Here is a 25,019-nt window from a genome sequence, read left to right as displayed (position 1 = left end):
AATCTAAAATTGCTATTCTCGTTAACCACAACAAGTCTACTTTTCACAAAACACCTGAAAAGAAAAATAGAAGACACATATATGCCGATTTCTATGAGCAGAAACTCTCTTATCATTTGTTTGATTGTGTTTAACTGGTGTTTTCATATTCAGTATAGTTTTGCTGCCACGGTGCGCGTCATTGATGAGCAGGGAAGACCATTTGCTAACGCTGTGATTAGCTCAAGGGATTTATTACCTGTCTCAGACAAAAGTACAGTTGGCTTTTCTGCTGTAATGGATCAAATGAATAAACAGTTTTCCCCGGAAATTTTAATTGTTGATCAGGGGACCACAGTTACTTTTCCTAATAGTGATAACATTCGGCATCATGTATACAGTTTTTCAGAACCAAAGCCGTTTGAAATTAAGCTGTATGCAAATGACAACGTCCCGCCAATTTTATTCGACAAACCAGGCATCGTCGTTTTAGGTTGCAATATCCATGACTCAATGCTTGGCTATATATACGTAAAAGAGAATGGCAGAGTGTGGACAACAAATGCCCAAGGTATTGCCGAAATTGAAATTGCTGATGGAGAATTTTCGGTTTGGCATCCTGAGTTTTCTATCAATCACTTACAGCGAATGCCTGCTAAGTTTGATACTAATCGAGATTACGAATTAACCTTCAGTCGGGTGTCTTCTTCTGCTTTAAACAAGAACACTTTCGGCAGTGGTAAGTTTAATCGGCAATGACGATCTCTCTCCGGCAATCACTTTTTCAGCTTTTGTTTTTCGGCGTATTTATTACCGCATTATTGATCATGGCCAATGTGTGGACGATTACGTCTAAAGCTGCATTAGACCAGGTTTCAAAGAATATTGATGTAGCCAATACGGTGTTGGAGCAGCTTATGGCTGAACGTAGCAATCAATTGCTAAACTCTGCCCGTGTATTAACAGATGACTTTGGGTTCAAACAAGCTGTCGCAACAGGCGATATTCCGACTATTCAAAGTGTGTTAGAAAACCACAGTCAGCGAATAGACGCTGACTTCATGGCAATCCTGGATTTATCCGGGCAAGTTATAGAAAGCCAACCCGCGATTTTTGCTAAAGACACCGCATTTCCCTTTCCTGAAATTGTACGGTCTGTACTCGAAAACGGGGGAGCGGACGACGCACTGATTGTAAACGACGGCCTTTATCAGGTCATTATGTTACCGATTTATGCTCCCAATCCAATTGCTATCGCCGGAATTGGTTTTTTAAATGGCGATGCGTTTTTACGCGATGTGAAGTCAATCATCCAAGCAGATATCATCGTTTCTTTACACTCTCAAAGCAGTTCTAATCCAGTTGTGTTACACAGCAGCTTGCCACGTTACAAAGCAGAGCGTGTAATTGCCGCAAATCAGCAAACACTCAACTGGTTTGACGTGACGTTTTTCAGAAGTGCGCCGTATTTGATAAGACAAATAGCCTTGCCTGACACTATAAGTAAAGAAGTAACGATTACTCTTGCCGTTGATGTTTCGAATCATTTCGACAATTTTTCAGCGCTTCAGTTTAGTATTCTGGTTATCTCTCTTATGGCAATTGCAGGTTCACTATTGGTATCTATGTTTATGGCTCATCGAGTGAGTAAACCAGTGGCCAGCCTGGTTGATGCAGCTAATCAACTTGCCAATGGAAACTACGATAAAAGTTTTCGTACCCATGGGAAGCTTAGGGAAATAAATGCGTTGTCTGTGGCGTTTGTAAGAATGAAAGACAGTATTCAGCAACGACAGGAGAGCATTCTGACGCAATCCCGACAGGATTTACTTACCGGTTTGTACAATCGGGGGTATATGGAAACGCTGATTGAGCAACAACTTAATTCAGGAAAAAAACTGCAAGTAATCGGTATTAATATTCGCGACTTTAGAACAATTAATGATTTGTATGGTTATTCAAATGGCGATGCTTGTATCGTAACCATTGCGGAGAGGATAAAAGAATGGTCTGGAACTGCTGCCAGATTGTCCGGAGGCGAATTGGTTTGGTTTGCCAATGAGCCGCTCACACAGGAGCAGATTGAATCATTTCATGCGAGCCTGGAATTACCCGTCATTACCAACCAGGTGGTCATGTCAGTTAAGATTATCTTTACAATCATTAATTGCCCTGAGGATGCAACCAGTACACAAGATCTTCTCAGAAAGATGAATATTCTTCTCGATGAGGGGGAGCAGGGAGCAGCGTGGTGTTTATACTTTAACAATGACGTTGAACAGCGTTATTTACGGCGTCTCAATATTATTACCGAACTCAAAAAGGTGTTGCAGACCCAGCAGGATGAATTGTCATTGGTTTATCAACCCAAGGTTGATTTACATAACGGTAAAGTTAACGGTCTGGAAGCACTGATTCGATGGAATAGTAAAACATTGGGATTTGTACCACCAGACGAATTCATTTGTATTGCAGAACAAGCTGGATTCATTGAAAAAGTTACAGACTGGGTATTTAGTCAGGTAATTCGCGATGTCTTGTTTCTCAAAGGAAATAACATTTCTTTACAGCCCGCTATTAACCTCTCCATGCAGGATATACAAAACAGACCGCTGTTGGAAAAGCTGATTCAGTTATTGCATGAAAATAGTTTGTCTACACGTGATATCACCCTTGAAATCACAGAAAGCGATTTAGTTGCTGATGCCAATCTGGCTATCGATAACCTGACTTTTCTCAGGAATAAGGGCTTTAGTATAGCTATAGATGATTTTGGCACAGGTTACTCGTCTTTGGCTTACCTTAAGCATTTGCCGGTTACTGATATAAAAATTGATAAGAGTTTTGTGTTGAACTTAAGTGCAGATAGTGAAGATCAGCAAATAGTTCATACAATATTGAGTTTGTCTAACATATTTGATTTGAAAGTAGTTGCTGAAGGCGTCGAAGATGCTCAGACAATGAACATTTTAACTGAATGGGGTTGTGACACTGCTCAGGGGTATTTCATTACCCGCCCGTTACCTTTATCAGAATTAGTCGAATGGTTAGATAGGACTGAATACTTTTAGTGAGTTTGGAGCTTCGCGTGCGGTGTATAAAACTAGTGGGGATAATATTACTTTTCGTGAGTAGTATGGCAGTTGCCGGTGATGGCAAGCTTATCGGAACAGCAGGCCTAAATACAATTGAGGGAAGTGGTGGGGGCGGAATAGTTCCTTGGGCAACGCTATCAGGATACGATACTCGCGATCAGATTTCAGCAAGTGCATTCATCACTCAGGTCAGCTTACCGGATTACAGACTAAACGTAATTGGAGCAAATATCTCTTTATTTGATCGCGCGGAATTCAGTGTGGCGCGACAAGTGTTTGGCCTTACTTCATTGGGTGGGGAGATTACTCAATCCATCTATGGTGCGAAAGTGCGGCTTTACGGCGACGTTATTTACTCAGACTGGCCGCAAATTAGTATCGGATTACAGTACAAAGATCTCGAGGATACTGCTGTTGCTCAATTGTTAGGCAGCGACGATACCAAAGGAACAGATTTCTATGTTGCGGCTACTAAGGTACATCTCGGAGTAGTAGCTGGGTACAATCTGGTATGGAATGTTTCAGGGCGTCTTACCAAAGCCAATCAGCTTGGTTTGTTGGGCTTTGGTGGTGCAACAAATGATGATTACGAACTTATGCTTGAAGCCAGTGCTGGGGTCTTGTTTTCCCGTCATTTTGCGGCAGGCATGGAATACCGTCAAAAGCCCGATAATCTTGGCGTAGGGGAAGATGATTGGATAGATGTCTTTATTACCTACATTCCGTCAAAGCGGGTTAATTTTACGATGGCTTGGGCTGATTTAGGCAGTATTGCTGGTGTACCGGCCCAAAAAGGTCTTTATCTATCAGTTGGAGGCCAGTTATGGTGAAAGGTCTATTATTTATTGCAGTTTGTGGATTGCTCTTTGTGACTGGCTGCGTTAGTCGTTCTGAAACATTGTATGTTCAACTGGGCGGGCAGGCGAAAATAGATGAAGTAGTAAAAAACTTTGTTCGTGAAATTGAATTTAATAATGAAATACTCCCTTTTTTCGCTGACACCAATATCGACCGTTTTACAGAAAAATTTGCACAGCAACTTTGTGTATTCGCCGATGGTCCTTGTGATTATACAGGTGATTCTATGGAGCAAGTACATGGGGGCATGCACATTACAGAAGCGCAATTTAATCTTACTGTCGATTTGTTTATTACTGCTATGGACAAAGCCAATGTTCCTCATAGATTGCAGAATCAGTTAATTAGCAGAATGACCTTCACCAGGAAACAAATGCTATACAAATAACAACCATGCGCGTTTCTTGAGTTACCCCGATTAACGTTTGACAACAAAATCGTTTGGCTGAATATTGGCAAGAAAACTGTCGTCGCTGGCTTTCACCAGTGAACTGTTAGCGTAGGCTTCAACTACCGTTACCGAAACCGGATGTATACGGTATTGAAGGAAGGTATCACCCCGTGGGTTATTGATTTCCTGGATCTGATACAACGCCAGTTCGTCACCCACCATTACCCCATGTTGCCTGCCCAGCGATACGGACAATTCGTTATTGGCAACAACCTGAATAACCCGACCAGTTGCAGGCACACAGGCAAGCGACAAATCAATATCACTTTGTATCTGTAACACCTGATCGTGCAGCGCTTTGCCAAAGGCACTTTGCCAGAACGCGTGGTTACTGGCATCTAACTGGGCAAATTTGTCGAACTCCCATTCAGCAGACATACTGTAGGTTTTAGCGAATATGGGCGCGCCATTTACACCGTCTATCAATTCGGTTCTGAAACGAAAGCTACGGGTAGGGGTGTTGTCTTCCCAAAATGCCAGAGTGGAATGCTCTGGGCGATGTACGCTGATATCTTCAATCACCCCGGTAAGTACAAATTGTGAGCGAGTTTGAGCAGCCAGCGCCGTTGCCTGTGCCCTTACCTGGCGAGTTTGCCAGCGAATGGTATAAGGCTCGAGCGCATTAATCACACCATATTGCGCATCGTTGTCGAATACTTGTTGAAGTTGTCGCGCGAATTGCTCACCAATTTCCTGAATCTGGCCGTCCTGAGTATGTTGGCGCTCCATCACCGGAAAATAGCTGGTCGCAATGGTTTTCATGTAACTGGCGGAGTCGCACTGTTGTTCAGCGGGAAATATGTCTGCTCTAATTCGCACAGTAACATAGTTATCGTGCCAGGTTTCCGACACTAATTGGAGCTCCTTTACTTCACTGGATGCCGATATTTCCAGCCGCTCACTGTTGAGCAGGCCATTGGTGAGTTGCTGGACACTGGTTACCGATGCGCCGGCAAACAACATTGCCTGTCGCAGCGCTTCCTGAGTGGCGTCCTGTTTGGCTTGCACCTTATTACCATTTATCACAGCAGCCTGTCCCTGTGTTTCAAACCAGGCGGCATAAGATTGCCCTGTCAGGCAAATTAGCAGGCAGAATAGCGCCGATTGATAAGCTGTGCTGATAGGCGCATACTTTAGTTTGTTACCCATATTCATACTCGGTGTCAGCGTTTTTACTGCTATTGTTGTGTGCCCGTTTTTCCGGCGATTCCCCGGGGTTCGGCGTTATGCCTGGTATCGGACAACACGGCAATAGTAACGTCAATCATGTCGTGAATACTATCTCGAAGCATTTTTCGTTCCGTATTTTACACGGGCACGAATATTGCCTGTTTAATTGCATTACAGTGGTTATGACACGGTGCAACGCATGATGAATTGTTCAGTTAAACTCACCCGGCTAGCGCAATTAGCACGACTGGTAGCAGTAACTATTACCTTGTTTATTGTTACTGGCTGTACGTCATTGTTCGATAAGCACGTAGAATGGGAAACTGTTGAACCAACGGAATATCCGGTACTTACCGCAGTCGGTTATGCGCCAATTGGATCGCAAATGGGCGCGAATGATTCTGAAAAGAATATCATGGCGATGAAGGCTTCCAAGCTTGATGCGTACCGTGAACTTGCTGAGCAGGTATACGGGCAACGCATAAACGGCAAACAGTCTCTGGCAAACATGGTGATAAACAATGCTCAGTTGCAAGCATCGGTAGAAGGTGTGATCCGCGGTGCCAAGGTAGTGAAGGCTTATCCGGTAGGCGAGGATACCTATGCAACGGAGCTGCAGCTGGATATGCAGCAGGTGTATAACATCTATTTATCTACTGCCCGTCCTCAGCGTGTGAAAAACGTGCGTTATTATTAAGTCGGTAGCAAACATTCTGTTCTGCTATGCGCGCAACGGTATTCGCTTGCTATAGTAATTGGTATTCTTTCTGATTATAAAAAGGCCATTGTAAAACGGGCCACCCATTACGACGGAATAACTATGAAAACTTCGCTTCTGGCGATCCCTCTTGCGATCGCAAGTTGCTGTAGCCTTGTCGCTTGCAGTAATACCACATCAACAACCAATCAACCCGCCAGCAACAGTGTGTCAGCAATCGCTGTATCCAGCACCGACAGTCAGCTTACTCAATTTTTAGAGAAAGAGTGGCAACGCTTTATTTCGCAGAATCCAGAAATGGCCAGCTACTACCGATTAGGCGACGATACGCTGCACGCTCAGTGGAGTGATTTGAGCCTTGACGCGATCAATCAGCGACATACAGACGATCAAAATGCCCTGGCAGAATTGTTGGCAATAAACAAAGCAAGCTTATCTAAAGCACAGCAGTTAAATTTCGATTTGTTCAGATGGCAACTGGAAATGGCCATTGATGAACACCAGTACCAGTCTTATCTCATGCAGGTTAATCAACGAGGTGGAGTGCAAACTCTGGATAATTTTGCCAACTATGTCCCTCTGGATACGGTGGCTGATTATGAGCGCTGGCTAAAACGACTGGAGGCTCTGCCTACTGTTATTGAACAAACAACGGTATTAATGCAATTGGGTATCGACACAGGCGTTTTGCCGCCAAGAAAGACGTTATCCAGAGTATCTGGTCAGCTGGAAAAGCAACTGGTGGAAAACGCCGAGGAGAGCTTATTTTATAAAGCCTTCAAGCAATTGCCTGAGGCGTTTAGTGAGCAGGACAAGCAACGGTTACAAAACCACGCAAAAACGGTAATTGCTGATCAGGTCATCCCGGCTTATACAGCGTTTACTGATTTCTTTAATCAGTCTTATTTGCCTGCGTGCCGCGACACCGATGGTTTGTCGGAGATTCCCAAAGGTCGCGAATACTATGAACACCTGGTGAAGTATTACACGACAACGGATCTAACCCCTGACGCGATCCATCAAATAGGTTTGCAGGAAGTGGCCAAAAACCGTGCGGCCATGCTTGAAATCATGAAAGAAGTGGGATTTGATGGCAGTTTTGATCAATTCATTACGTTCCTGCGAACGGATCCCCAGTTCTATTACGACACGCCAGAAGCGTTATTCGACGCTTATCTGGCAGTGAGTAAACGGCTTGATCCTGAACTGGTAAAGTTGTTCGGTAAGTTGCCGCGAATGCCATACGGCTTAAAGGCTATACCTGATGCGATTGCGCCAGATACTACCACGGCTTATTACCAACCGCCTTCAGCAGACGGCCTGAGAGCGGGATATTACTTCGTCAATCTTCACGAACCCGGCACACGGCCAAAGTATGAAATGGAAGTACTGAGTGTGCACGAGGCGGTACCGGGACATCACCTGCAAATTGCGTTACAAATGGAGCTCGGCGAATTGCCCATGTTCCGCCGGTTGCAGGGCTTTACGGTATTTATAGAGGGGTGGGGGCTTTATAGCGAGCGTTTAGGTTATGAGATGGGCTTATATCAGGATCCTTATTCTCGTTTCGGGCAACTCACTTATGATATGTGGCGCGCAGTGCGTCTGGTAGTTGATACTGGCATTCACTACAAAGGCTGGTCACGTCAGCAAGCCATCGACTACTTCACGCAAAATGCCGCCAAAAGCAAAGAAGACATCATTAACGAAATTGACCGTTACATCACCATGCCCGGGCAGGCGTTAGCGTATAAAATCGGACAGTTAAAACTATTGGCATTACGCGATCAGGCTGAAAACGCGTTAGGCGACAAATTTGATATTCGCGCATTTCACGACGTAGTGCTTGGGTCGGGTTCAATACCGCTTAACGTACTGGAAGCTAATGTGCAAGAGTGGATTGATAAACAGTTGAAATAACGGAAGTAATATCGAGTGCCTGTTAATTCAGGCGCTCACGCCCTTACCGGAAAAGCCGCCTTTCTTTTTACCGGCTTTGTCGTAAGTCAGCGATTCTTTGGCGCGCACTTCCATCATCAGGTTGCGTAAATGTGCTAGCCTTAACTGACCTTGCTCTACGGCTACCTGGTTAACTTCTGTACAATACTGGCATTCACTTAGCAGTGTTTTGGCCTGTTCAACCAGGTCACTTACTTCAGACGACAAAGGCGCTTCGTTTTGAAGCGCCTTTAACTTTGGGTTTAGGGTTTCATCAAGGAGTTGGATATCTGTGAGGAGCTGCTCTTTGTCTTTGAGTAAAGTCATGAGCGACTCGGCATCTCTGCTGCTAATTAAATGCAGTTCTTTTTCTAACATCGTTTTTAGGGATGTTAACTGATCGATCTGCAAATTAAGCTGTTCAGAGATTGAGGTTGCCATTGTTACCTTTAATTAGGATTTCAGTCCAAAAATTTCAGATTCCAACCGGGCGATTTTCTGCGCCAATGATTGTGGATCAACTTTATATTCACCACTTTGAATGGCTTTCTTCAGTTTGTCGACCTTTTCCTGATTTACCGGCGCATCCGCGCTCTTTTTCTGCACCTGAGTAAGCTGCTGCGCAGACTGCGTCAACGACACCGAATCCTGACGAGGAGCGGCAGTCGCCTGAGCCTGTGCAGTAGCAGCTTGTTTCGCTGCAGACTGATTCTGTTGGGTTAGCTGCTGCGTATTGACTTTGTTGTCAATAGGGGCTTTAGGTAACCCATTGTTTACATTATTAATTGCCATAATTAATTCCCACTACCTTTGAAACCTCAGTATATATATCGGCCTCAGGCAGAAATTCTTTAGATCTAATTACAACTAAATTGCGTGCCTGGCACAAGCGTATCATAAATTTACCACAACTTCCTGAGTGCTGGCGACTTCTGCAACAATTGTTTTGCCGGAACTGCTGTTTTCAACCCGAATTGAATCGCCAATTACGCCGTCCTGTAGTGCCACCCCTGAGGTTTTTACTGCCATTCCCGACGCTCTGGCGGTAATGGTAATTCTATCGCCTTTACATACAAAACACAGCATATTACTTTGAATAGGCTGGCCTTCACGAACCCGGTATTTCAGTCTGGCACCTGAAACATCCTCCAGTGCCGTGTAGGGCGTATGCCGTAACTGCTTGATGTCAATCTCGGCCAGAATCGCATTGTCAGAGGAAATAACCGTCCCAGGGCTTACCATGCTGGCGGTAACTACAATAGTGCGGGTTCGGGTTATCCTGGCCGTGGTAAACAAATACCAGTTGTTGTCGTTGCAGCTTACTCGCACTGTTAAGTAACTTTGCGAGAGCGTTGCAGGATCTACGTCAAACTCAAATGGCCGGTTGCAGTCGGGTATGGTAATGCGACTGTCAACCGGGGTAACGTCAATTTGCAGGTTATCAGCAAAATCATCTGTTTGATTAATCTTAATTTGAGAGTCAATAAACTGCGCCACGCCCTCGCTAATTTTTTCATGCTGAGACTGGGGGTTTTGTTGGGCAATTACCGGAAAGTGAGCTATTGTGATAGCTGTGGTCAAGATGAACGCGCTCTTAAGGTGTGTAAAAAATCTTTTAATTTTTTTCATGTTCAGATGTTTTCATTTTGACTATTATTAAAGTAAATCAGCAAGTTTTGCGATGAATGAGTCACAGTGACGTTTAATTGACACCATCGTGAATAACAGCAGGGCAGCAAGGTTTGTGCCCATATTTAACACTGAGGTGATGTATGTCTGGAATTATGGATTCGGTAAATCAGCGCACGCAGTTGGTCGGACAAAACCGACTGGAATTGTTGCTGTTCCGTCTTAATGGCCGGCAACGATTCGGGATTAATGTGTTTAAAGTCCGGGAAGTGTTGCAATGCCCTGCGCTCACCTCAATGCCAAAGCTCAATCCTTTGGTTCGAGGCGTGGCACATATTCGCGGACAAACCATTTCAGTGATTGATTTAAGTATGGCAACCGGTGGTCGCCGTATTGAAGATTTAAAAACGGCATTCATTGTCATTGCTGAGTATAACCGTTCAGTGCAGGGGTTCCTGGTTGGTGCGGTTGAACGCATCATCAATACCAATTGGGATGCGATTATGCCGCCGCCTCAAGGCACTGGCAGAGCGAGTTATTTGACCGCGGTGACCGAAGTAGATAAAGAATTGGTTGAGATTCTGGACGTAGAAAAGATCCTCAATGAAATTTCGCCGCTCAATACTGAGGTGAGTGCCGAAGTTGCCAGTAAACTGAATACCGATGCCCACAAAGATAAAATAATATTTATCGCCGATGATTCATCGGTGGCAAGAAATCAGGTGAAGCGAGCCCTCACAACGTTAGGGCTTGAAATTGAGATGGCTAAAAACGGCCTTGAGGCATTGAACCGGTTGAAAGAGATTGCAGCTGAAACCGGCGATGTGACAGACAAAGTGGGTGTGCTGGTATCGGATATCGAAATGCCTGAAATGGATGGCTACACACTGACCGCTGAAATCAAGAATACCCCTGAGTTACAAAAATTACATGTTGTGCTCCACACGTCATTGAGTGGCGTATTTAACCAGGCGATGGTTAAGAAAGTCGGTGCAGATGATTTTATCGCCAAGTTCCACCCGGATGAACTGGCGACAGCTGTTCAAAAATGGCTTGGCCCCACTGAATAAGCGAACGGAGTACTAACCGATTGGTTAATAAGGATGTATCACCTGAAGGGTACCGCAGGTTCAGGGATTTTCTTGAGCAGCAATGTGGTATTGTGCTGGGCGATAATAAGCAGTATTTGGTAAGAAGTCGCCTGGCCGGGTTGTTGTACGAGCATCAACTGGCCAGTATGGACGAATTACTGGGAATCGCGATTTCCGGCCACAACCGCGCCTTATTGCAACAAGTCATCGACGCTATGACCACAAATGAAACATTGTGGTTTCGCGATACCTATCCATTTGAATTGCTCATCAACCAAATTTTGCCCGATCTTGCCACCCGGCAACGTAGATTGCGTATCTGGAGTGCGGCATGTTCTTCAGGGCAGGAGCCTTATTCTATTGGGATGTCTGTACTGGAATACCAGCGCAAAAGTCCTGCGGCAAAGAGCCTTAGTGTTGAAATAGTGGCAACGGATTTGTCCAGCAACATGCTTAAGAAATGTGAGCAGGGTTTGTACGATGAGCTGTCACTATCGCGCGGATTATCGGCAGAACGCCGCCAGCGCTATTTTTCGCAGCACGAAAGCGGCATGATGCAAGTTAATGCCGAGGTTCGTCGTATGGTGAGTTTCCGCAGTCTGAACCTGCTACACAGCTATTCCATGCTGGGTAAGTTTGACATTGTATTTTGCCGCAATGTGTTGATTTATTTTTCTACCGACATCAAGCAAAAAATACTGCAACAAATTGCCGCTCAACTCCAACCAAGCGGCATTCTCTTCCTTGGCGCGTCAGAGTCAGTTGCCTCTGCGGCAGAGAGTTACCGCATGATAAAATGCAACCCTGGGTTGTATTACGCTAAGAAAGATTAGTTAACTAATTGATTTAGCTTTATTCCTTAAATAAATATCCAATTTTCATTCTATTGGCACTCCCTTTGCTTAGTTGTGACTAAGTATTAGGAGTAGTGCTCATGGCAATTAATCTAGACAAACTCACAGGCTTCCATCAACAGGCGTTGAATATTCGCAACGACATAATGGAAGTGAGCGCCGGTAACCTGGCAAACGCCAACACCCCTGGCTATAAGGCCCGAGGCATAAACTTTCAACAAGCTATGGCTTCGGCGCAGTATGCAAGCGGTCAAAAAATGACACGTACTCATGAAAAACATATCAGCGGCGGCATGACCTCGTCAGCGGAAATTGGTTTCCGCATTCCTTCTCAACCGGATACGGGTGACGGCAATACGGTGGAAGTGCAGCGCGAGCGTAATGAATTCTTAGACGCATCGATGCGCTATCAGGCCAGCATTCAGTTTCTGGATGGCAAAATTAAAGGTATGAAAAAAGCGATTAGCGGAGGACAAGGGCAATGAGTTTATTTGATGTTATGTCAATTTCTGAATCGGGTATGCATGCAGAAAGTGTTCGCCTGAATACCACTGCCAGCAACATAGCTAACGCCAATACCGTGAGCAGTAGTGCAGGTGAAACTTACCGCGCACGTCATGCTGTTTTTGCCGCTGAACTGCAACGCGCCTCAAACGACCAGATGAAAGGCACCGAAGTAAAAGTGCTGGGCGTGGTAGAAAGCAACAAACCACTTAACGTTGAGTATGCGCCTAACAACCCATTGGCAGATGAAAATGGCTATATCTACAAGCCCAATGTGAACATTGTGGAAGAGATGGCCGATATGATGTCTGCGTCAAAAGCCTACGAAACCAACATTCAGGTAGCTGATACCGCCAAACGCATCTTCCGTCGCGTAATGATGCTTGGCCAGGGCCAGTAATGGCTGGCCATTAAGAGGATACTATTGTGAGTATAATCAACACCACAACAGGCTTAACCGACAACCTGTACTGGCAGGACGAGACGGTTCCGGTAGTCGATGGTTCTGAGCAAGCACTGAGTCAGGAAGACTTTTTCGCCTTGCTGACCGAGCAGTTAGCGAACCAGGATCCTACCAAGCCGGTAGACAATGATCAGATGGTGTCGCAAATGACCCAGTTCACTACTGCGGATGGCATCAACAAACTCAACGAAAAGTTTGAGACTTTTGCCACTTCAATGACGTCAAATCAGGCGTTACAGGCGTCTGGGCTGATTGGTCAGAACGTACTGGTAGAAAGCAACATTGGCTACATGGCTACTGATGGCGCAGGTGTCAGCGGTGTAGTGGTAAACGATCAAACTGTTCAGAACATGGAAATTACCATTACCAGTCCAAACGGCGAAGTGGTAAGGGTAATCAATGCCGGCACGCAAGCGGCAGGTAACATCCAGTTCAGTTGGGATGGCACTGACAGCCGCGGCAATATTATGCCGGCTGGCGAATACATTGTTAGTGCATCTGGTGAAGCTAATGGTGAAGGGGTGGCTATTTCCACCGCTATCAACCGACACGTTAGCAGTGTGAGCCTGGCAAGCAGCAGTCAGGGCATTATTCTAAATTTAGCAGGTGATGTCAGCATTAATCTTAAAGACGTCATTCAAATCGGCAGTTAGTAGGAGAGAAAACTCATGTCTTTTAATATTGCATTAAGTGGCGTATCTGCCGCACAAAAAGATTTGGACACCACCGCCAATAACATTGCCAACGTCAACACGGTAGGTTTTAAGGAATCGCGTGCTGAGTTTGGTGACGTATATGCGACATCATTATTGGCGGGCGGTAAAACAAAAGTAGGTGACGGTGTATTAACCCAGGAAGTTGCGCAGCAGTTTACCCAGGGTAGTTTACAGTTCACTAATACCGCATTGGATTTAGCGATCACCGGCAACGGCTTTTTTGCCACAGTACCAGAAATTACCTCACGCGATTTTTCGTTTACCCGTGCCGGTCAGTTTAAACTCGACGCCGACAACTTTGTGGTAAACAGTGCGGGCGATAATCTGGTTGGTTTTCCGGTTAACTCCGATGGTACCAGCGCTTCAGTGGCGTTAAGTACAACGGTTCCTGTGCGTATTCCTGATTCATCAGGTAATCCACAGCAAACCGGTGAAGTTGATATTCGCATGAACCTGCCAGCAGGTGAAGGCGCGCTGGATCCAGCCAGCTTCGACCCGGAAGACCCATTAACCTATAACGCCGCTACCTCGGTAACTGTTTATGACTCGCTGGGTGACAGCCATGTTATGACCTATTATTTCATTAAAGACAATGCAGTAGGTAGCGACAACGAATGGTATGTAGTTGCCTCGGTAGACGACACGCTGGTTGACTTGGTGAACTCTGACGGCACGGATTCAGACCCTACGACCGCCGTCAATTCTGCAGGCACCAATACCGGTAACGGCGTAACAGCAGCAAAACTCATTTTCAGCCAGGGCGGTGAATTTACTGGCATTGAATCGCCAGATGGGGTGGCGCAGTCTGATTTTAAAATTGTAACCGAAGCATTGGGCGGAACAATTTTGGCGAACGGCTCTGATCCAACGCAGCAAATTGCGATTGATTTTAACCTGGATCCTAACGGCGCTACGCCAAATGAACCTACTCAGTTCGCGTCTGCCTTTGAGGTAACTTCACTCGAGCAGGACGGTCTGCCAGTTGGTCGTTTAACCGGTATTGATATCGGCCCGGATGGTTTGGTTCGCGCAACTTTCTCAAACGGGACGTCTGAGCCTATCGTGCGCGTAGCCTTGGTACGCTTCTCAAACGAACAAGGCCTGACGCAGGAAAGTAATACCCAGTGGAAAGAGAGTATTCTGTCAGGTGAGGCACTTGCAGGTGAAGCAACAACCGGTACCTTTGGTGAGATCAACTCTTCGGCTCTGGAGCAGGCTAACGTTAACCTGACAACGGAACTGATTGACCTGATTATTGCGCAACGTAACTTTCAGGCAAACTCTCGTTCACTGGAAGTAAATAACCAGTTAAACCAGACCATTCTGAACATCCGATAAGCATTTCTCTTATCGTAAAAGGGCTGCCCAGGCAGCCCTTTTCTTTTAGCTGTTTTATTTTGGCACTTTTGGCATCGCCTTTGCACATTCACTGCTAAGTGTATTAAAAGCGTCAAAAGGCAGTCATGGATAAATTACTCTATATCGCCAGCAGCGGGGCCAATCAGGACCTGATTGCAACGTCTTTGCGCGCCAACAACCTGGCAAACGCGCAGACCACCGGTTTCAAAGCGCAGCTCGAACAGGCCCGATCTATGCCGGTATACGGCGAAGGTTTGCCGACCCGGGTGTTTGCCATTACCGAAAGCCCCACCAACAACTATGAAAGTGGCCCAATGATTCAAACTGGCAGACAGCTGGATGTTGCCGTACAGGGCGACGGATGGTTTGCCATTCAGGATCAGCAGGGCAAAGAAGCCTATAGCCGCGATGGTAATTTTCAGTTGGGTGCCGATGGTGTGCTCGAAGATGTGCATGGCAATGTAGTGATGGGGGATGCCGGACCGATATTTTTGCCCGTGCCACTGGATAACCTGAATATTGCCGCCGACGGCACCATTTCGATACGTCCACAAGGCGCACCGGAATCGGTACTTGAAGAAGTAGGCAGACTCAAGCTGGTTAAACCGGAATACCGCGATATGGAACGAGGTAACGACGGATTATTCCGCATGAAGGACGGCACAACGGCTGCGGCCGATGAAACGGTGTCAATTCGCACCGGCATGCTGGAAGGATCGAATGTGAACGCGATTGATGAGATGGTCAATATGCTGAGTTTGCAGCGTCATTACGAGCTGCAAGTCAAAATGATGAAGAAAGCTGACGCCCTGGATACTCGCGGCAACATGTTGCTGCGCATCATCTAATCCAATCGGTATCAACAGAAACAAGGCAGAGGAGAAATCATATGCATCCTGCACTTTGGATCAGTAAAACCGGACTCGACGCGGCGCAAACCGACGTGTCCGTGGTGTCGAACAACCTGGCTAACGCGTCTACCGTTGGCTTTAAGAAAGACCGGGCGATATTTGAAGACCTGTTGTATCAGAACATTAATCAGCCGGGCGGTCGCTCGTCGGCCGATACAGAATTGCCATCAGGCCTGATGGTGGGCGCAGGTTCAAAAGTAGTGGCAACACAAAAAGCCCATACACAAGGGAACTTGTTAACAACCGACAACGCGTTGGATATGTCGATTCAAGGGCGCGGATTTTTCGAAATTCTGCAACCTGACGGCAGTATTGCGTATACCCGCAACGGTCAGTTTACGTTAAACGATCAAGGGCAAATTGTTACTCCTGGAGCAGGTTTCCTGTTACAGCCTGAAATCACCATTCCGGAAGATGCACAGCAAATTACTATTTCACAGGACGGCGAAGTGTCGGCATCGGTTCGTGGACAGGCGGAGCCACAGGTATTGGGACAGCTTACTGTATCTGATTTTGTTAATCCGACTGGCCTGATGCCTACTGGCCAGAACCTGTATGTCGAAACAGCAGTATCAGGCGCGCCAATTCAAGGCGTACCCGGTTTACAGGGGTTAGGTACCATTGTGCAGGGCACGCTGGAAACCTCCAACGTGAACGTAACAGAAGAGCTGGTAAACCTGATTGAAAGTCAGCGGTTATACGAAATGAACTCCAAGGTGATCTCATCGGTGGATCAGATGCTTGGACAGGTCATTCAACAGCTATAACAAATAAGTGAGACGGTTATGCAGCGCCTAATGTTCATTGCGATTGCGGGATTGATTACCACTGGCTGTGCCAGCACAGGCCCTGACTATGTGCAGGCAAACGACCCGTCGTTTGCGCCTGTGATCCCGGATATTCCGCGCGAGCACATTGTTGAAGACGGTGGCTTGTTTCGCCCTTACATGGCCAACAGTCTGTATTCTGATGTCACTGCCCGGCGGGTAGGTGACATTATTACCGTCACTCTTAGTGAAAATACAGCTGCATCTAAGTCAGCCGGAACAACGTCGTCGAAAGCCACTGGGGTTGATTTACAGCCTATCACCGGGCTTGGCGGTAATGCCATTAACATTGGTCCTGAGTCGATTCAGTTAGGGATTACTTCATCCAATGATTTCACTGGTGATGCTCAGGCGAACCAGAGCAATAGTCTGAATGGCAGTATTTCTGTCACGGTTGTTGACGTGCTGGCAAATCAGAATCTGGTGATCCGCGGTGAAAAGTGGCTCACGTTGAATCACGGCGACGAATACATTCGTTTGACCGGCATCATTCGTCCTTCTGACATTTCTCCTGCAAATGAAATAGTGTCTACCAAAATTGCCAATGCGCGCATCCAGTACAGTGGTACCGGTAGTTTCGCCCGTTCACAGGAAAAGGGCTGGTTAACCAAGTTCTTCTCCTCTGAATGGTGGCCGATGTAAGGAGGTCCTATGCGAATTTTTATGTATGTTTTGCTTGGTAGTATGCTGATTAGCAATCAGGCATTTGCTCAGCGCATTAAAGATGTAGCCAGTATTCAGGGCGTGCGAAGCAACCAGTTAATTGGTTACGGCCTGGTAGTGGGTTTGCCTGGCACGGGCGAGCAAAGCCCGTTTACCGAGCAAAGCTTCCGTACCATGCTAAGTAACTTTGGTATTAGCCTTGATCCCAACACCAAACCCAAAATTAAAAACGTAGCGGCAGTGGCTGTTCATGCTGATTTGCCGCCATTTATCAAGCCGGGTCAAACTATTGACGTTACTGTGTCATCGATTGGTGAAGCCAGTAGTTTACAGGGCGGCACACTGCTACAAACCTTCCTTAAAGGGGTTGATGGCAATATTTATGCGGTTGCACAAGGAAGTCTGGTAGTCAGTGGTTTTGGCGCTCAGGGGGGGGATGGCTCGCGTATTATCGTTAATACACCAACCGTTGGTCGTATTGCCAATGGGGCATTGGTAGAGCGTTCCGTACCAAGTGGATTTGCCTCTGGCGACAGTTTAACGCTGAATCTACATTATCCTGATTTTTCTACCTCCAAAGCACTGGCCGATACCATTAACCAGCGTTTTGGCGCGCAGCCTGAGAAAGGCTATGCGATTGCTGAGCCATTAGACGCGGCTTCTGTCCGTGTGACTGCGCCGCGGGATCCGGGTCAGCGAGTCGGCTTTTTGGCAACCCTGGAAAACTTCGAATTTACCCCGGCAGATGCGCCTGCCCGTGTAGTGGTAAACAGCCGTACTGGCACCATTGTAATTGGCCGGGATGTGCGCCTGTTGCCTGCCGCTATTACCCATGGTGGTCTTACCGTCACGATCAGTGAAAACCAGCAGGTTTCTCAACCTAATGCGTTAGCCGAAGGTGAAACTGTGGTCACTACCCAGTCCATCATTGACGTTAATATGGCAGACAGCCGTATGTTTAAGTTTGAACCTGGTGTAACACTGGACCAGTTAGTGCGCGCAGTGAACGAAGTCGGCGCAGCACCTGGCGACTTGATGGCTATTCTTGAAGCCTTGCGTCAGGCCGGAGCTTTGCAAGGTGAGCTAGTGGTGATCTAATGGACCTGTTGAATAGCAAAACTACGCTGGAAAGCGCCCGTAACGTGCATGATATGTCGAGTATCAACCGCTTAAAAGAAGCGGTGTATAGCGACGACAAAGACGCACTGAAAGAGGCCGCGCAGCAATTTGAAGCTATCTTTGTGCAAATGATGCTCAAGTCTATGCGCAAAGCGCAGGATGCGATGGCTGACGAAGACAGCCCCTTTAACTCTGAGCAAATGAAGTTTTACCGCGACATGCACGATCAGCAAATGGCTGCAGATATGGCCAGTGGTGGTGGCATGGGGCTGGCTAAATTAATTGTGCAGCAACTCGGTCAGCCTGAGAAAGGGCAGTATATGCCATCCAGTGTGTTGCGAAACGACGGCAATCTAGCCTCGCTAAACTGGCGTAACCGTTCGCAGGTAGCCGACGCTCAGGCGTTGGCTGAATCTGTGTCAGAAGAATCAGTACAGCAAGCATTTAAAACCGCCGCATTTGACAATCCTGCTGCTTTTGTTCAGGCATTGTATCCCGTGGCATCACAGGCTGCCGAAAAGATTGGTGTAACACCGGAAGCGTTAATTGCCCAGGCCGCGGTTGAGACCGGATGGGGTCAGTACGTGATCCACGACGGCAAAGGCAATAGCACCAATAATTTGTTTGGCATTAAAGCCAACAGCCAGTGGAAAGGTAATGCGGCTACGGTAGATACGGTGGAGTTCGACGGCACTGTTGCGCGTCAGCAGAAAGCGGCCTTCCGCAGCTACGAATCGCTGGAGCAGGGATTAACTGACTACGTTGATTTTATTCGAAATCAACAGCGCTATCAGGGCGCGGTGGAGCAGGCGGCTGATCCAAAAGCGTATTTTAATGCGCTGCAACAGGCCGGTTACGCTACCGATCCCCAGTATGCCGACAAGATTATGTCGGTGCTGAACAGTGAGCAGTTCAAGGGCTATTTACCATGAACACACATAATCGGGGGGGCTGAATAATGAGTAGCAATGTTGATCTGTATTCCATTGCAACCAGTGGCGTTAACGCCAGCAGCCGCCTGTTGGCGACCACCAGTAACAACATTGCCAACGTAAATTCAGAAGGCTATGTTCGCGAGCGTACGGTATTCACTAATGAAATATTGGGTGGGGTAGGTAAAGCCACCACCGAGCGCGTGATCGACGTGTTCGCACAAAATCAAATGCGTCGCGATATTACTCAGGTTGGCGAGTGGGAAACGTTTTATAACAAAACAGAAGCCATTGATAATTTGCTGGCTAATGAAGCCAATTCTTTATCCACCGGCTTGAGTGAATTTTTTGCCTCCGTGCAAACTGCCGCTGACGATCCAACTAATCTGGCATCGCGCGACCTGGTGTTGAGCCAGGGGAGTTCCATGCTCCGCCGTATGAGCTCCATTGCTGATTTTATGAATTACAAGGAAGATGAACTCAACCTTGAATTTCAGAGTATGGTTAACCGCTCAAATAACCTGATCAAAACCATTGGCGATCTGAACAAAGCCATTCTGGTTGTAAAAGGCAATCACACCGGTGGCGAGCCCACTGCACTGCTAAACGAACGCGATAATGCCATTAACGAACTAGCAGGATTAATGTCTATCGAGATCCGCGAAAGCCGCAACGCCAATGGTTCACTGCTAGTGAATCTTAGCAGTGGCGAATCGTTGGTATTAGAAGATGGCAGCTTTAACTTGTTTGAACTCACCGATAGCGCTGATGTGATGTACAAACAACTGCAATTGGCAACCACGTTCGATGGCGCAAAAGCCAATACTAATATTCGTATCACCGAAGATGATTTAGGCGGCTCGCTGGGTGGCTTGTTCCGCTACCGGGATGAAGTATTAGGCCCGGCACAGCGGGATATTGGCCAACTGGCGGTAGCCTTTGCCGACGCGGTGAATAGCCAGAACCGGTTGGGCATGGATTTAGATTTCCAACTTGGCGGTGACATTTTTACATTACCGGAATTAACCGGGCTACCGTATTCGGGGACACCCGATACGCTTAAAGTAGCGGGGCAATTTACGCCGGGGCAGGGCAGTGCTGTAACGGACGCGGATATCCGGGTTACGGTAACGGCTGTGTCTGGCGGGGTACCGTCACAAGTATCGGTAGAACTGCTCAATGCCGATGGCAGTCCTAAAAAAGATGAAAATAACCAGCCTGTCACTTACACGGGGATTGCCGTAACCAGTGGATTTACTGAATTACCCGGCGGGATTGAAATTGAATTCCAGTCTGCATCGGGTTATAGCGTTGGCAATGAATTTTTATTCCAGCCGGTTAAATACAGTGCCAGTGATATTGAGATGGCTACTACGCGCCCGGAAGATTTGGCGTTTGCCAGCCCGATTCGGGTGGACGTGAGCAACAGTAATCTGGGTGATGCCCAGGTGGTTGCCACTAAAGTGACAAACACTGAAGTGGATGCGTCGTTAGGTGCTGATGCCTCAGCGTTTGATGGCTCAGGTGGTATACACGGTCTGGCCGGTTCGCCCAGTGCAACAGTGGGGGCGCCACTACAAATCGTATTTACCTCGGAAACCAGTTTTAATGTGCTGGATGGTGAATCACCAGCAAATGTGATCACCAGTGTCAGTGGCGTAACTGATTACACCAACTTACTAGCACAAGCCGAAGCGACAGGTTCTCCGGCGTGGCCGGCGTCGTTTTCTGCGCTGAATGACTACCCGGGGTATGATTTTAGCTTGCAGGGTAAACCGGTTGCAGGCGACAGCTTTACCATCAGCTACAATACTGACGGCAGCTACGACAATACCAATGCGCTGGCTCTTGCGGGCTTACAAAAGCAGGGCTTGACCAAATTAAGTACTAACAGTGTTAGTCAGCCACGCACATTGCATGAGAGCTATTCGACACTGGTGAGCCGAATCGGAGAGGAAGCGTCGTCGGCGAGTATTGCTTTACAAGCTGCGGAAGCGATGAAGGTACAGTCATCTGAATGGTTCGATTCTGTGTCGGGCGTGAGTTTGGATGAGGAAGCGGCAAATCTGGTGAGATATCAGCAGTCGTATGCGGCTGCCGCCAGGATCCTGTCTACCGCACAGGAATTGTTTAACACCATTTTATCGTCGGTTAGGTAGTGTCTATGCGAATTACAACCAATCAGCTTTACGATCAGAATATCCGCGCCATTATGGATAATCAGGCCGGGTTGGCGGATACACAGCTTGCCTTGTCGTCGGGCAAGCGCATTAACAAGCCATCAGATGATCCGGTGGGCTCGGCAAAAGTCATCCGTATGACAGAAGAGCTCGACAGCCTGAAGCAGTTTCAGCGCAATAACGATTTGGTGACGGGCTCTTTGTCACAGCAGGAATCGATTTTGCGCAACATGACCGACACCATGAATCGCGCTCGGGTGTTGGCATTACAAGCCGGTGACGGGTTGTTATCGGATGCCGACCGCAAAGCGCTGGCATCGGAAATCGCGCAAATCAAAGACGAAGTGTTTGATTTAATGAACTCGCAAAATGCCGATGGCGATTATTACTTTGCCGGTTATCAGTCGGAAACTCAGCCATTCGTATTCAATCCGGGCGCATCGGGGAATGCGTACACATTCCAGGGCGACAGTGGAACCAATGAAGTTCAGTTATCTGGCAGTGTTACGATCCGCAGCAGCACATCGGGGCAATCAGTATTTGAAGATGTGGCAGCCCGCCGCAATTTCACTATTACCGGATCTTCAGGGATTACCGTGGATTATGCGCTGGTGGCAGGTCAGGGAGATTTCGATAAGTTTTACCGTAATAATTACGATCCGGTAACCGCAGCAAATAATAATTACCAGGTCAGTGTGATTTCGCCCACCCAGGTGCAAATCACCAATACCGGTACCGGTGCGGTTGTGGCCACCAAAGGCTATACCAGTGGCGAACCTTTCACATTTGCGGGTATCGATTTCACATTAACTGGTAATACTGGTTCTACCCTTAATTTCCAGCTGGACGCACCTGAAAAGAAAAACATTGCGCAAACACTGCATGAACTACAAGCCGTGTTAAGTAATGAGAATGTCAGTGATTCAGACTTCAGAGAAGGCTTGAGTGATGCCTTAGTGGGCATTGATAATGCACTTGAAAAAATCGGATTTGAGGTGTCGTCGATTGGTGCGCGCTTAAATGTTGCTGAATCCGTTTACGAGACCAATCTGGATTTGGAAGTGGCAACCAAAGAAGCGCGTTCAGCTATTCAGGATGTGGATTATGCCGAAGCCTCTGCAGAGTTCGCGAAACAGGAAGCGGCATTAACTGCCGCGCTGTCTACTTTTCCAAAAATTTCCAACCTGAGTTTATTTAACTATCTCTAGTCTGGTCAACGCTGAATGTGGCCAGATACATTCGGCTTTGGTTATCGATGTGAGACGAATAATACGTCATCAATAACCTGTCGTTGTGAATTGCCAGTCCCGGATAACCATTGTCACCTGCACTGGGTAACACCGCCAGGGTGGTTAATTTTGCCGTAGTGATATTGAGTTGCCAAAGCCGGGTGTGCAAATTTTTGCCATCCCAGTGTCTGCCAGCAACCAATGCTGAATCATCATTCAGTAACAACATAGCAGGCCCTCCAATGTACATTTTCAGATCCTGCCACTTAAACTGAGTGTAGGGCGGCTTGCTTATGCCTAATTGAGCGGTATAGGTATCGGCATCACGTCGTACAATCGCGATCAGACGATCATCAGACGTAAAGACCAAATCGCTTTCGTTGGGATACCCCAGTCCGTGTTTCTTTTTCGACAGGATGGCTTCACGCTTTAACTCCATTCGCCCGCGTAACTGACCCGCATACAAATTGAGTTGGTTGGCCTGGCGCAGATAACCCAGCCCCCAGCACATGCCATTATGTTCTTTTGCCCGCCACAACCACCATACCCTGGGGCCAGGGAAGTGTATACCTGACCAGGTGTTATTCCCGGTTGAAAACCAACTCACGGTTTCGGGTACTGGATGTGCCGGGGAAGAGCGTGTGTGAGCAATCAACATGAGTTTGCCGCTCTGGGTGAGAGTGAAATGCGGATCCCGTAAATCATAACCCGGCAGTACCAGCGGATGATAAGACACACTCTGGCCGTTGAGGTTGCACTGCACAACGATGATTTTTCCGTCGTCGCTCATGTGATGAGTACCACTGCGATAGCTGATGAATAACTGATCCTGAAAGATCACGGCATCACCAAAGGCATTATGACGTTGCCCGGTACACACTCGCTTTATGTTATCTAATTGAATTTTCAATTTTATCTCTTGAAACATGGATGCCACTTGAATTGTGCCAACGGCAAAGCTGTTGAGCTCTCAGTATAGCGTTTCCGATCCGTCGCTAAAGATTTTTTGAAAATTTTATTAAAGGGAATTTCAAGAATGTCGATATAGGATTTGAGAGAGCCAGTTCATCAATTACCCCTCAGGTTTTGATGACTACTAATACAATGTAACGCCGGAGATCCCGGCAGCCAGCTCCAGCTGGATTGAGAGTGTAGGAGAGACTTATGTCTTTGTACGTCAATACCAATGTGTCCGCATTAAACGCGCAACGCCAGTTGTTCGATGTGTCTAACTCATTAAGCACTTCATTTGAGCGTCTGTCATCAGGATTCCGCATTAACCGTGCATCTGACGATGCGGCGGGTCTGCAAATTACCGATCGTATGACTTCTCAGATCCAAGGTCTGAACCAAGCCGTGCGTAACGCCAACGACGCTATTTCATTAACGCAAACCGCTGAAGGTGCACTTAACGAAACGACTACCGCTTTACAGCGTATTCGTCAGTTAGCTGTGCAGTCGCAAAACGGTATTAACTCGTCTTCAGACCGCGTGGCGCTTCAGCAGGAAGTAAACGCACTGATCAGTGAGTTGTCCCGAATTTCTACTGATTCGCAGTTCGGTGGTTTAGATATTCTGACCGGTGGCTTCTCCGCTAAGTTCCTGGTAGGTGCCAACGGCGGTCAGACCATCTCTGTAAACCTGTCTCGTACCGGTGGTTTTGGTGCATCAGGCCTGGGCGTTGGTTCAGTGTCAGTGTCCTCTTTTGCCACAGCATCAGCAGCGCTTACTGCAGTCGACACTGCAATTTCCGCAGTCGGTGCGCAACGTGCTCAATTGGGTGCTCTGCAAAACCGCTTCCAATCTACTATTCGTAACCTCAGCAACATCGCAGAAAACGTATCTGGCGCACGTTCTCGTATCAAAGATACAGACTTCGCAACAGAGACTGCATCACTGACGCGTAACCAGATTATCCAGCAGGCAAGTACTACTGTATTGTCGCAGGCAAATCAGCGTCCACAAACAGCGTTGCAGTTATTAGGTTAATCCACGTGATTCCTAAGTCAGGGAATGGGGCCAGGAGGTAGTGAACCAGGTATCCACCTGACAGCAGAGAGTAGGCTCACTCTTTAAAAAAAGAGCAAAAAGCCGGACGAAAGTCCGGCGCCTTGCTGCTTCTAACTAACTGAAAAATAAGCTTAAAAAAATTTAGTAAAAAAAGGCTAAAGGATTTCTCCTGCCCGTACGATAACTATTACAAAGGCACTGCGAACAAAAATAATAAATACGCAAAAGTGCCAGGCTGATCGCCCCAATAACAACAACATGATCGGCCAAACCAGGTTAACAAAAACAATAAAAACCTGGGTAATACAAAATCGTTAGGAGAT

25 protein-coding genes are annotated in these 25,019 nt (G+C 47.1%); 20 read left to right on the top strand and 5 right to left on the bottom strand.

Features of this window, described 5'->3' with window-relative positions; translation table 11 throughout:
• Nucleotides 1-93: 93 nt before the first annotated feature.
• The 4 genes from FJ444_RS01700 (at nucleotide 94) to FJ444_RS01685 (ending at nucleotide 4,320) form a co-directional block, all read left to right on the top strand.
• A complete protein-coding gene (locus tag FJ444_RS01700) occupies nucleotides 94-738 on the top strand; it encodes a methylamine utilization protein (RefSeq protein ID WP_181405026.1) in 645 nt (214 codons plus the stop codon).
• Entirely contained in the window at nucleotides 735-3,050 is a 2,316-nt protein-coding gene (locus tag FJ444_RS01695) for an EAL domain-containing protein (RefSeq protein ID WP_140956171.1), read from the top strand. The genes FJ444_RS01700 and FJ444_RS01695 overlap by 4 nt, the downstream gene beginning before the upstream one ends.
• Before the next feature lie 65 nt (nucleotides 3,051-3,115).
• Entirely contained in the window at nucleotides 3,116-3,904 is a 789-nt protein-coding gene (locus tag FJ444_RS01690; RefSeq protein ID WP_140956170.1) for a DUF3034 family protein, read from the top strand.
• Nucleotides 3,898-4,320: a group 1 truncated hemoglobin gene (locus tag FJ444_RS01685; protein ID WP_181405025.1), complete on the top strand. Its 423-nt coding sequence runs from the start codon at nucleotides 3,898-3,900 to the stop codon at nucleotides 4,318-4,320. The genes FJ444_RS01690 and FJ444_RS01685 overlap by 7 nt, the downstream gene beginning before the upstream one ends.
• Nucleotides 4,321-4,350: 30 nt before the next feature.
• Here the strand turns inward: FJ444_RS01685 and FJ444_RS01680 are convergent, their stop codons facing one another.
• Nucleotides 4,351-5,532 (bottom strand): flagellar assembly protein T N-terminal domain-containing protein, encoded by a 1,182-nt coding sequence (locus FJ444_RS01680; RefSeq protein WP_181405024.1) that lies wholly within the window; start codon nucleotides 5,530-5,532, stop codon nucleotides 4,351-4,353.
• Nucleotides 5,533-5,752: 220 nt separating this feature from the next.
• Here FJ444_RS01680 and FJ444_RS01675 point away from each other — a divergent pair, with 220 nt between their 5' ends.
• Nucleotides 5,753-6,250 carry an LPP20 family lipoprotein gene (locus FJ444_RS01675; protein ID WP_370298001.1) on the top strand — a complete coding sequence of 166 codons (498 nt, stop codon included), beginning with the start codon at nucleotides 5,753-5,755 and terminating at the stop codon, nucleotides 6,248-6,250.
• A 123-nt stretch (nucleotides 6,251-6,373) separates the two neighbouring features.
• Nucleotides 6,374-8,191, top strand: coding sequence for a DUF885 family protein (locus FJ444_RS01670; RefSeq protein WP_140956168.1), 1,818 nt, complete (start codon nucleotides 6,374-6,376; stop codon nucleotides 8,189-8,191).
• A 27-nt stretch (nucleotides 8,192-8,218) separates the two neighbouring features.
• On the opposite strand, the gene flgN is transcribed toward FJ444_RS01670, so the two are convergent.
• The 3 genes from flgN to flgA all read right to left on the bottom strand — a co-directional run bounded on the left by flgN (nucleotide 8,219) and on the right by flgA (nucleotide 9,790).
• Nucleotides 8,219-8,650, bottom strand: a complete 432-nt coding sequence (gene flgN, locus FJ444_RS01665; protein ID WP_140956167.1) for a flagellar export chaperone FlgN — start codon at nucleotides 8,648-8,650, stop codon at nucleotides 8,219-8,221.
• 12 nt (nucleotides 8,651-8,662) lie between these two features.
• Nucleotides 8,663-9,001: a flagellar biosynthesis anti-sigma factor FlgM gene (gene flgM, locus FJ444_RS01660; RefSeq protein ID WP_140956166.1), complete on the bottom strand. Its 339-nt coding sequence runs from the start codon at nucleotides 8,999-9,001 to the stop codon at nucleotides 8,663-8,665.
• A gap of 102 nt (nucleotides 9,002-9,103) precedes the next feature.
• A complete protein-coding gene (gene flgA, locus FJ444_RS01655) occupies nucleotides 9,104-9,790 on the bottom strand; it encodes a flagellar basal body P-ring formation chaperone FlgA (protein ID WP_181405023.1) in 687 nt (228 codons plus the stop codon).
• Between the two features lie 191 nt (nucleotides 9,791-9,981).
• Between flgA and FJ444_RS01650 the strand changes: the two genes are divergently transcribed.
• The 13 genes from FJ444_RS01650 to flgL all read left to right on the top strand — a co-directional run bounded on the left by FJ444_RS01650 (nucleotide 9,982) and on the right by flgL (nucleotide 22,665).
• Nucleotides 9,982-10,908 carry a chemotaxis protein CheV gene (locus FJ444_RS01650; RefSeq protein ID WP_140956164.1) on the top strand — a complete coding sequence of 309 codons (927 nt, stop codon included), beginning with the start codon at nucleotides 9,982-9,984 and terminating at the stop codon, nucleotides 10,906-10,908.
• A gap of 20 nt (nucleotides 10,909-10,928) precedes the next feature.
• Nucleotides 10,929-11,762, top strand: a complete 834-nt coding sequence (locus FJ444_RS01645) for a protein-glutamate O-methyltransferase CheR (RefSeq protein ID WP_140956163.1) — start codon at nucleotides 10,929-10,931, stop codon at nucleotides 11,760-11,762.
• Nucleotides 11,763-11,863: 101 nt separating this feature from the next.
• The gene (gene flgB / locus FJ444_RS01640) at nucleotides 11,864-12,268 is read left to right on the top strand and encodes a flagellar basal body rod protein FlgB (RefSeq protein ID WP_140956162.1); all 405 of its coding nucleotides are present in this window, start codon (nucleotides 11,864-11,866) and stop codon (nucleotides 12,266-12,268) included.
• On the top strand, nucleotides 12,265-12,687 hold the full coding sequence (gene flgC / locus FJ444_RS01635; protein WP_140956161.1) for a flagellar basal body rod protein FlgC: 423 nt from the start codon (nucleotides 12,265-12,267) through the stop codon (nucleotides 12,685-12,687). The genes flgB and flgC overlap by 4 nt, the downstream gene beginning before the upstream one ends.
• A 35-nt stretch (nucleotides 12,688-12,722) precedes the next feature.
• The gene (locus FJ444_RS01630; RefSeq protein ID WP_140956453.1) at nucleotides 12,723-13,403 is read left to right on the top strand and encodes a flagellar hook assembly protein FlgD; all 681 of its coding nucleotides are present in this window, start codon (nucleotides 12,723-12,725) and stop codon (nucleotides 13,401-13,403) included.
• A 15-nt stretch (nucleotides 13,404-13,418) separates the two neighbouring features.
• Nucleotides 13,419-14,804 carry a flagellar hook protein FlgE gene (gene flgE / locus FJ444_RS01625; protein ID WP_140956160.1) on the top strand — a complete coding sequence of 462 codons (1,386 nt, stop codon included), beginning with the start codon at nucleotides 13,419-13,421 and terminating at the stop codon, nucleotides 14,802-14,804.
• 125 nt (nucleotides 14,805-14,929) lie between these two features.
• Entirely contained in the window at nucleotides 14,930-15,673 is a 744-nt protein-coding gene (gene flgF, locus FJ444_RS01620) for a flagellar basal-body rod protein FlgF (RefSeq protein ID WP_140956159.1), read from the top strand.
• 41 nt (nucleotides 15,674-15,714) lie between these two features.
• Nucleotides 15,715-16,503, top strand: a complete 789-nt coding sequence (gene flgG, locus FJ444_RS01615) for a flagellar basal-body rod protein FlgG (RefSeq protein WP_140956158.1) — start codon at nucleotides 15,715-15,717, stop codon at nucleotides 16,501-16,503.
• An 18-nt stretch (nucleotides 16,504-16,521) separates the two neighbouring features.
• Entirely contained in the window at nucleotides 16,522-17,205 is a 684-nt protein-coding gene (gene flgH / locus FJ444_RS01610; RefSeq protein WP_140956157.1) for a flagellar basal body L-ring protein FlgH, read from the top strand.
• A 9-nt stretch (nucleotides 17,206-17,214) separates the two neighbouring features.
• The gene (locus FJ444_RS01605) at nucleotides 17,215-18,324 is read left to right on the top strand and encodes a flagellar basal body P-ring protein FlgI (protein ID WP_140956156.1); all 1,110 of its coding nucleotides are present in this window, start codon (nucleotides 17,215-17,217) and stop codon (nucleotides 18,322-18,324) included.
• The gene (flgJ, locus tag FJ444_RS01600; protein ID WP_140956155.1) at nucleotides 18,324-19,277 is read left to right on the top strand and encodes a flagellar assembly peptidoglycan hydrolase FlgJ; all 954 of its coding nucleotides are present in this window, start codon (nucleotides 18,324-18,326) and stop codon (nucleotides 19,275-19,277) included. Before FJ444_RS01605 ends, flgJ begins: the two co-directional genes overlap by 1 nt.
• Before the next feature lie 26 nt (nucleotides 19,278-19,303).
• Nucleotides 19,304-21,436: a flagellar hook-associated protein FlgK gene (gene flgK, locus FJ444_RS01595; protein ID WP_140956154.1), complete on the top strand. Its 2,133-nt coding sequence runs from the start codon at nucleotides 19,304-19,306 to the stop codon at nucleotides 21,434-21,436.
• A gap of 5 nt (nucleotides 21,437-21,441) precedes the next feature.
• Entirely contained in the window at nucleotides 21,442-22,665 is a 1,224-nt protein-coding gene (gene flgL / locus FJ444_RS01590) for a flagellar hook-associated protein FlgL (protein WP_140956153.1), read from the top strand.
• Here the strand turns inward: flgL and FJ444_RS01585 are convergent.
• Nucleotides 22,652-23,596, bottom strand: coding sequence for a hypothetical protein (locus tag FJ444_RS01585; protein ID WP_140956152.1), 945 nt, complete (start codon nucleotides 23,594-23,596; stop codon nucleotides 22,652-22,654). The two genes, flgL and FJ444_RS01585, sit on opposite strands and share 14 nt — an antisense overlap.
• A 254-nt stretch (nucleotides 23,597-23,850) precedes the next feature.
• On the opposite strand from FJ444_RS01585, the gene FJ444_RS01580 reads away from it, so the two are divergent.
• Nucleotides 23,851-24,675 (top strand): flagellin, encoded by an 825-nt coding sequence (locus tag FJ444_RS01580; RefSeq protein ID WP_140956151.1) that lies wholly within the window; start codon nucleotides 23,851-23,853, stop codon nucleotides 24,673-24,675.
• Nucleotides 24,676-25,019: the final 344 nt, after the last annotated feature.

It is taken from the genome of Aestuariibacter sp. GS-14 (assembly GCF_006494365.1).
GTDB classification, from domain to species: Bacteria; Pseudomonadota; Gammaproteobacteria; order Enterobacterales; family Alteromonadaceae; genus Alteromonas; species Alteromonas mangrovi.
Note: the sequence above shows the minus strand (reverse complement) of the source record. Positions and strands in the feature narration are given on the sequence as shown.

Excerpts from the sequence above, each read along its gene's own strand:
- FJ444_RS01700 (WP_181405026.1), top strand. The coding sequence starts at position 94 with ATGAGCAGAAACTCTCTTATCATTTGTTTGATTGTGTTTAACTGGTGT.
- FJ444_RS01695 (WP_140956171.1), top strand. The coding sequence starts at position 735 with ATGACGATCTCTCTCCGGCAATCACTTTTTCAGCTTTTGTTTTTCGGC.
- FJ444_RS01690 (WP_140956170.1), top strand. The coding sequence starts at position 3,116 with ATGGCAGTTGCCGGTGATGGCAAGCTTATCGGAACAGCAGGCCTAAAT.
- FJ444_RS01685 (WP_181405025.1), top strand. The coding sequence starts at position 3,898 with ATGGTGAAAGGTCTATTATTTATTGCAGTTTGTGGATTGCTCTTTGTG.
- FJ444_RS01680 (WP_181405024.1), bottom strand. The coding sequence starts at position 5,532 with ATGGGTAACAAACTAAAGTATGCGCCTATCAGCACAGCTTATCAATCG.
- FJ444_RS01675 (WP_370298001.1), top strand. The coding sequence starts at position 5,753 with ATGATGAATTGTTCAGTTAAACTCACCCGGCTAGCGCAATTAGCACGA.
- FJ444_RS01670 (WP_140956168.1), top strand. The coding sequence starts at position 6,374 with ATGAAAACTTCGCTTCTGGCGATCCCTCTTGCGATCGCAAGTTGCTGT.
- flgN (WP_140956167.1), bottom strand. The coding sequence starts at position 8,650 with ATGGCAACCTCAATCTCTGAACAGCTTAATTTGCAGATCGATCAGTTA.
- flgM (WP_140956166.1), bottom strand. The coding sequence starts at position 9,001 with ATGGCAATTAATAATGTAAACAATGGGTTACCTAAAGCCCCTATTGAC.
- FJ444_RS01650 (WP_140956164.1), top strand. The coding sequence starts at position 9,982 with ATGTCTGGAATTATGGATTCGGTAAATCAGCGCACGCAGTTGGTCGGA.
- flgB (WP_140956162.1), top strand. The coding sequence starts at position 11,864 with ATGGCAATTAATCTAGACAAACTCACAGGCTTCCATCAACAGGCGTTG.
- flgC (WP_140956161.1), top strand. The coding sequence starts at position 12,265 with ATGAGTTTATTTGATGTTATGTCAATTTCTGAATCGGGTATGCATGCA.
- flgE (WP_140956160.1), top strand. The coding sequence starts at position 13,419 with ATGTCTTTTAATATTGCATTAAGTGGCGTATCTGCCGCACAAAAAGAT.
- flgF (WP_140956159.1), top strand. The coding sequence starts at position 14,930 with ATGGATAAATTACTCTATATCGCCAGCAGCGGGGCCAATCAGGACCTG.
- flgG (WP_140956158.1), top strand. The coding sequence starts at position 15,715 with ATGCATCCTGCACTTTGGATCAGTAAAACCGGACTCGACGCGGCGCAA.
- flgH (WP_140956157.1), top strand. The coding sequence starts at position 16,522 with ATGCAGCGCCTAATGTTCATTGCGATTGCGGGATTGATTACCACTGGC.
- FJ444_RS01605 (WP_140956156.1), top strand. The coding sequence starts at position 17,215 with ATGCGAATTTTTATGTATGTTTTGCTTGGTAGTATGCTGATTAGCAAT.
- flgJ (WP_140956155.1), top strand. The coding sequence starts at position 18,324 with ATGGACCTGTTGAATAGCAAAACTACGCTGGAAAGCGCCCGTAACGTG.
- flgK (WP_140956154.1), top strand. The coding sequence starts at position 19,304 with ATGAGTAGCAATGTTGATCTGTATTCCATTGCAACCAGTGGCGTTAAC.
- flgL (WP_140956153.1), top strand. The coding sequence starts at position 21,442 with ATGCGAATTACAACCAATCAGCTTTACGATCAGAATATCCGCGCCATT.
- FJ444_RS01580 (WP_140956151.1), top strand. The coding sequence starts at position 23,851 with ATGTCTTTGTACGTCAATACCAATGTGTCCGCATTAAACGCGCAACGC.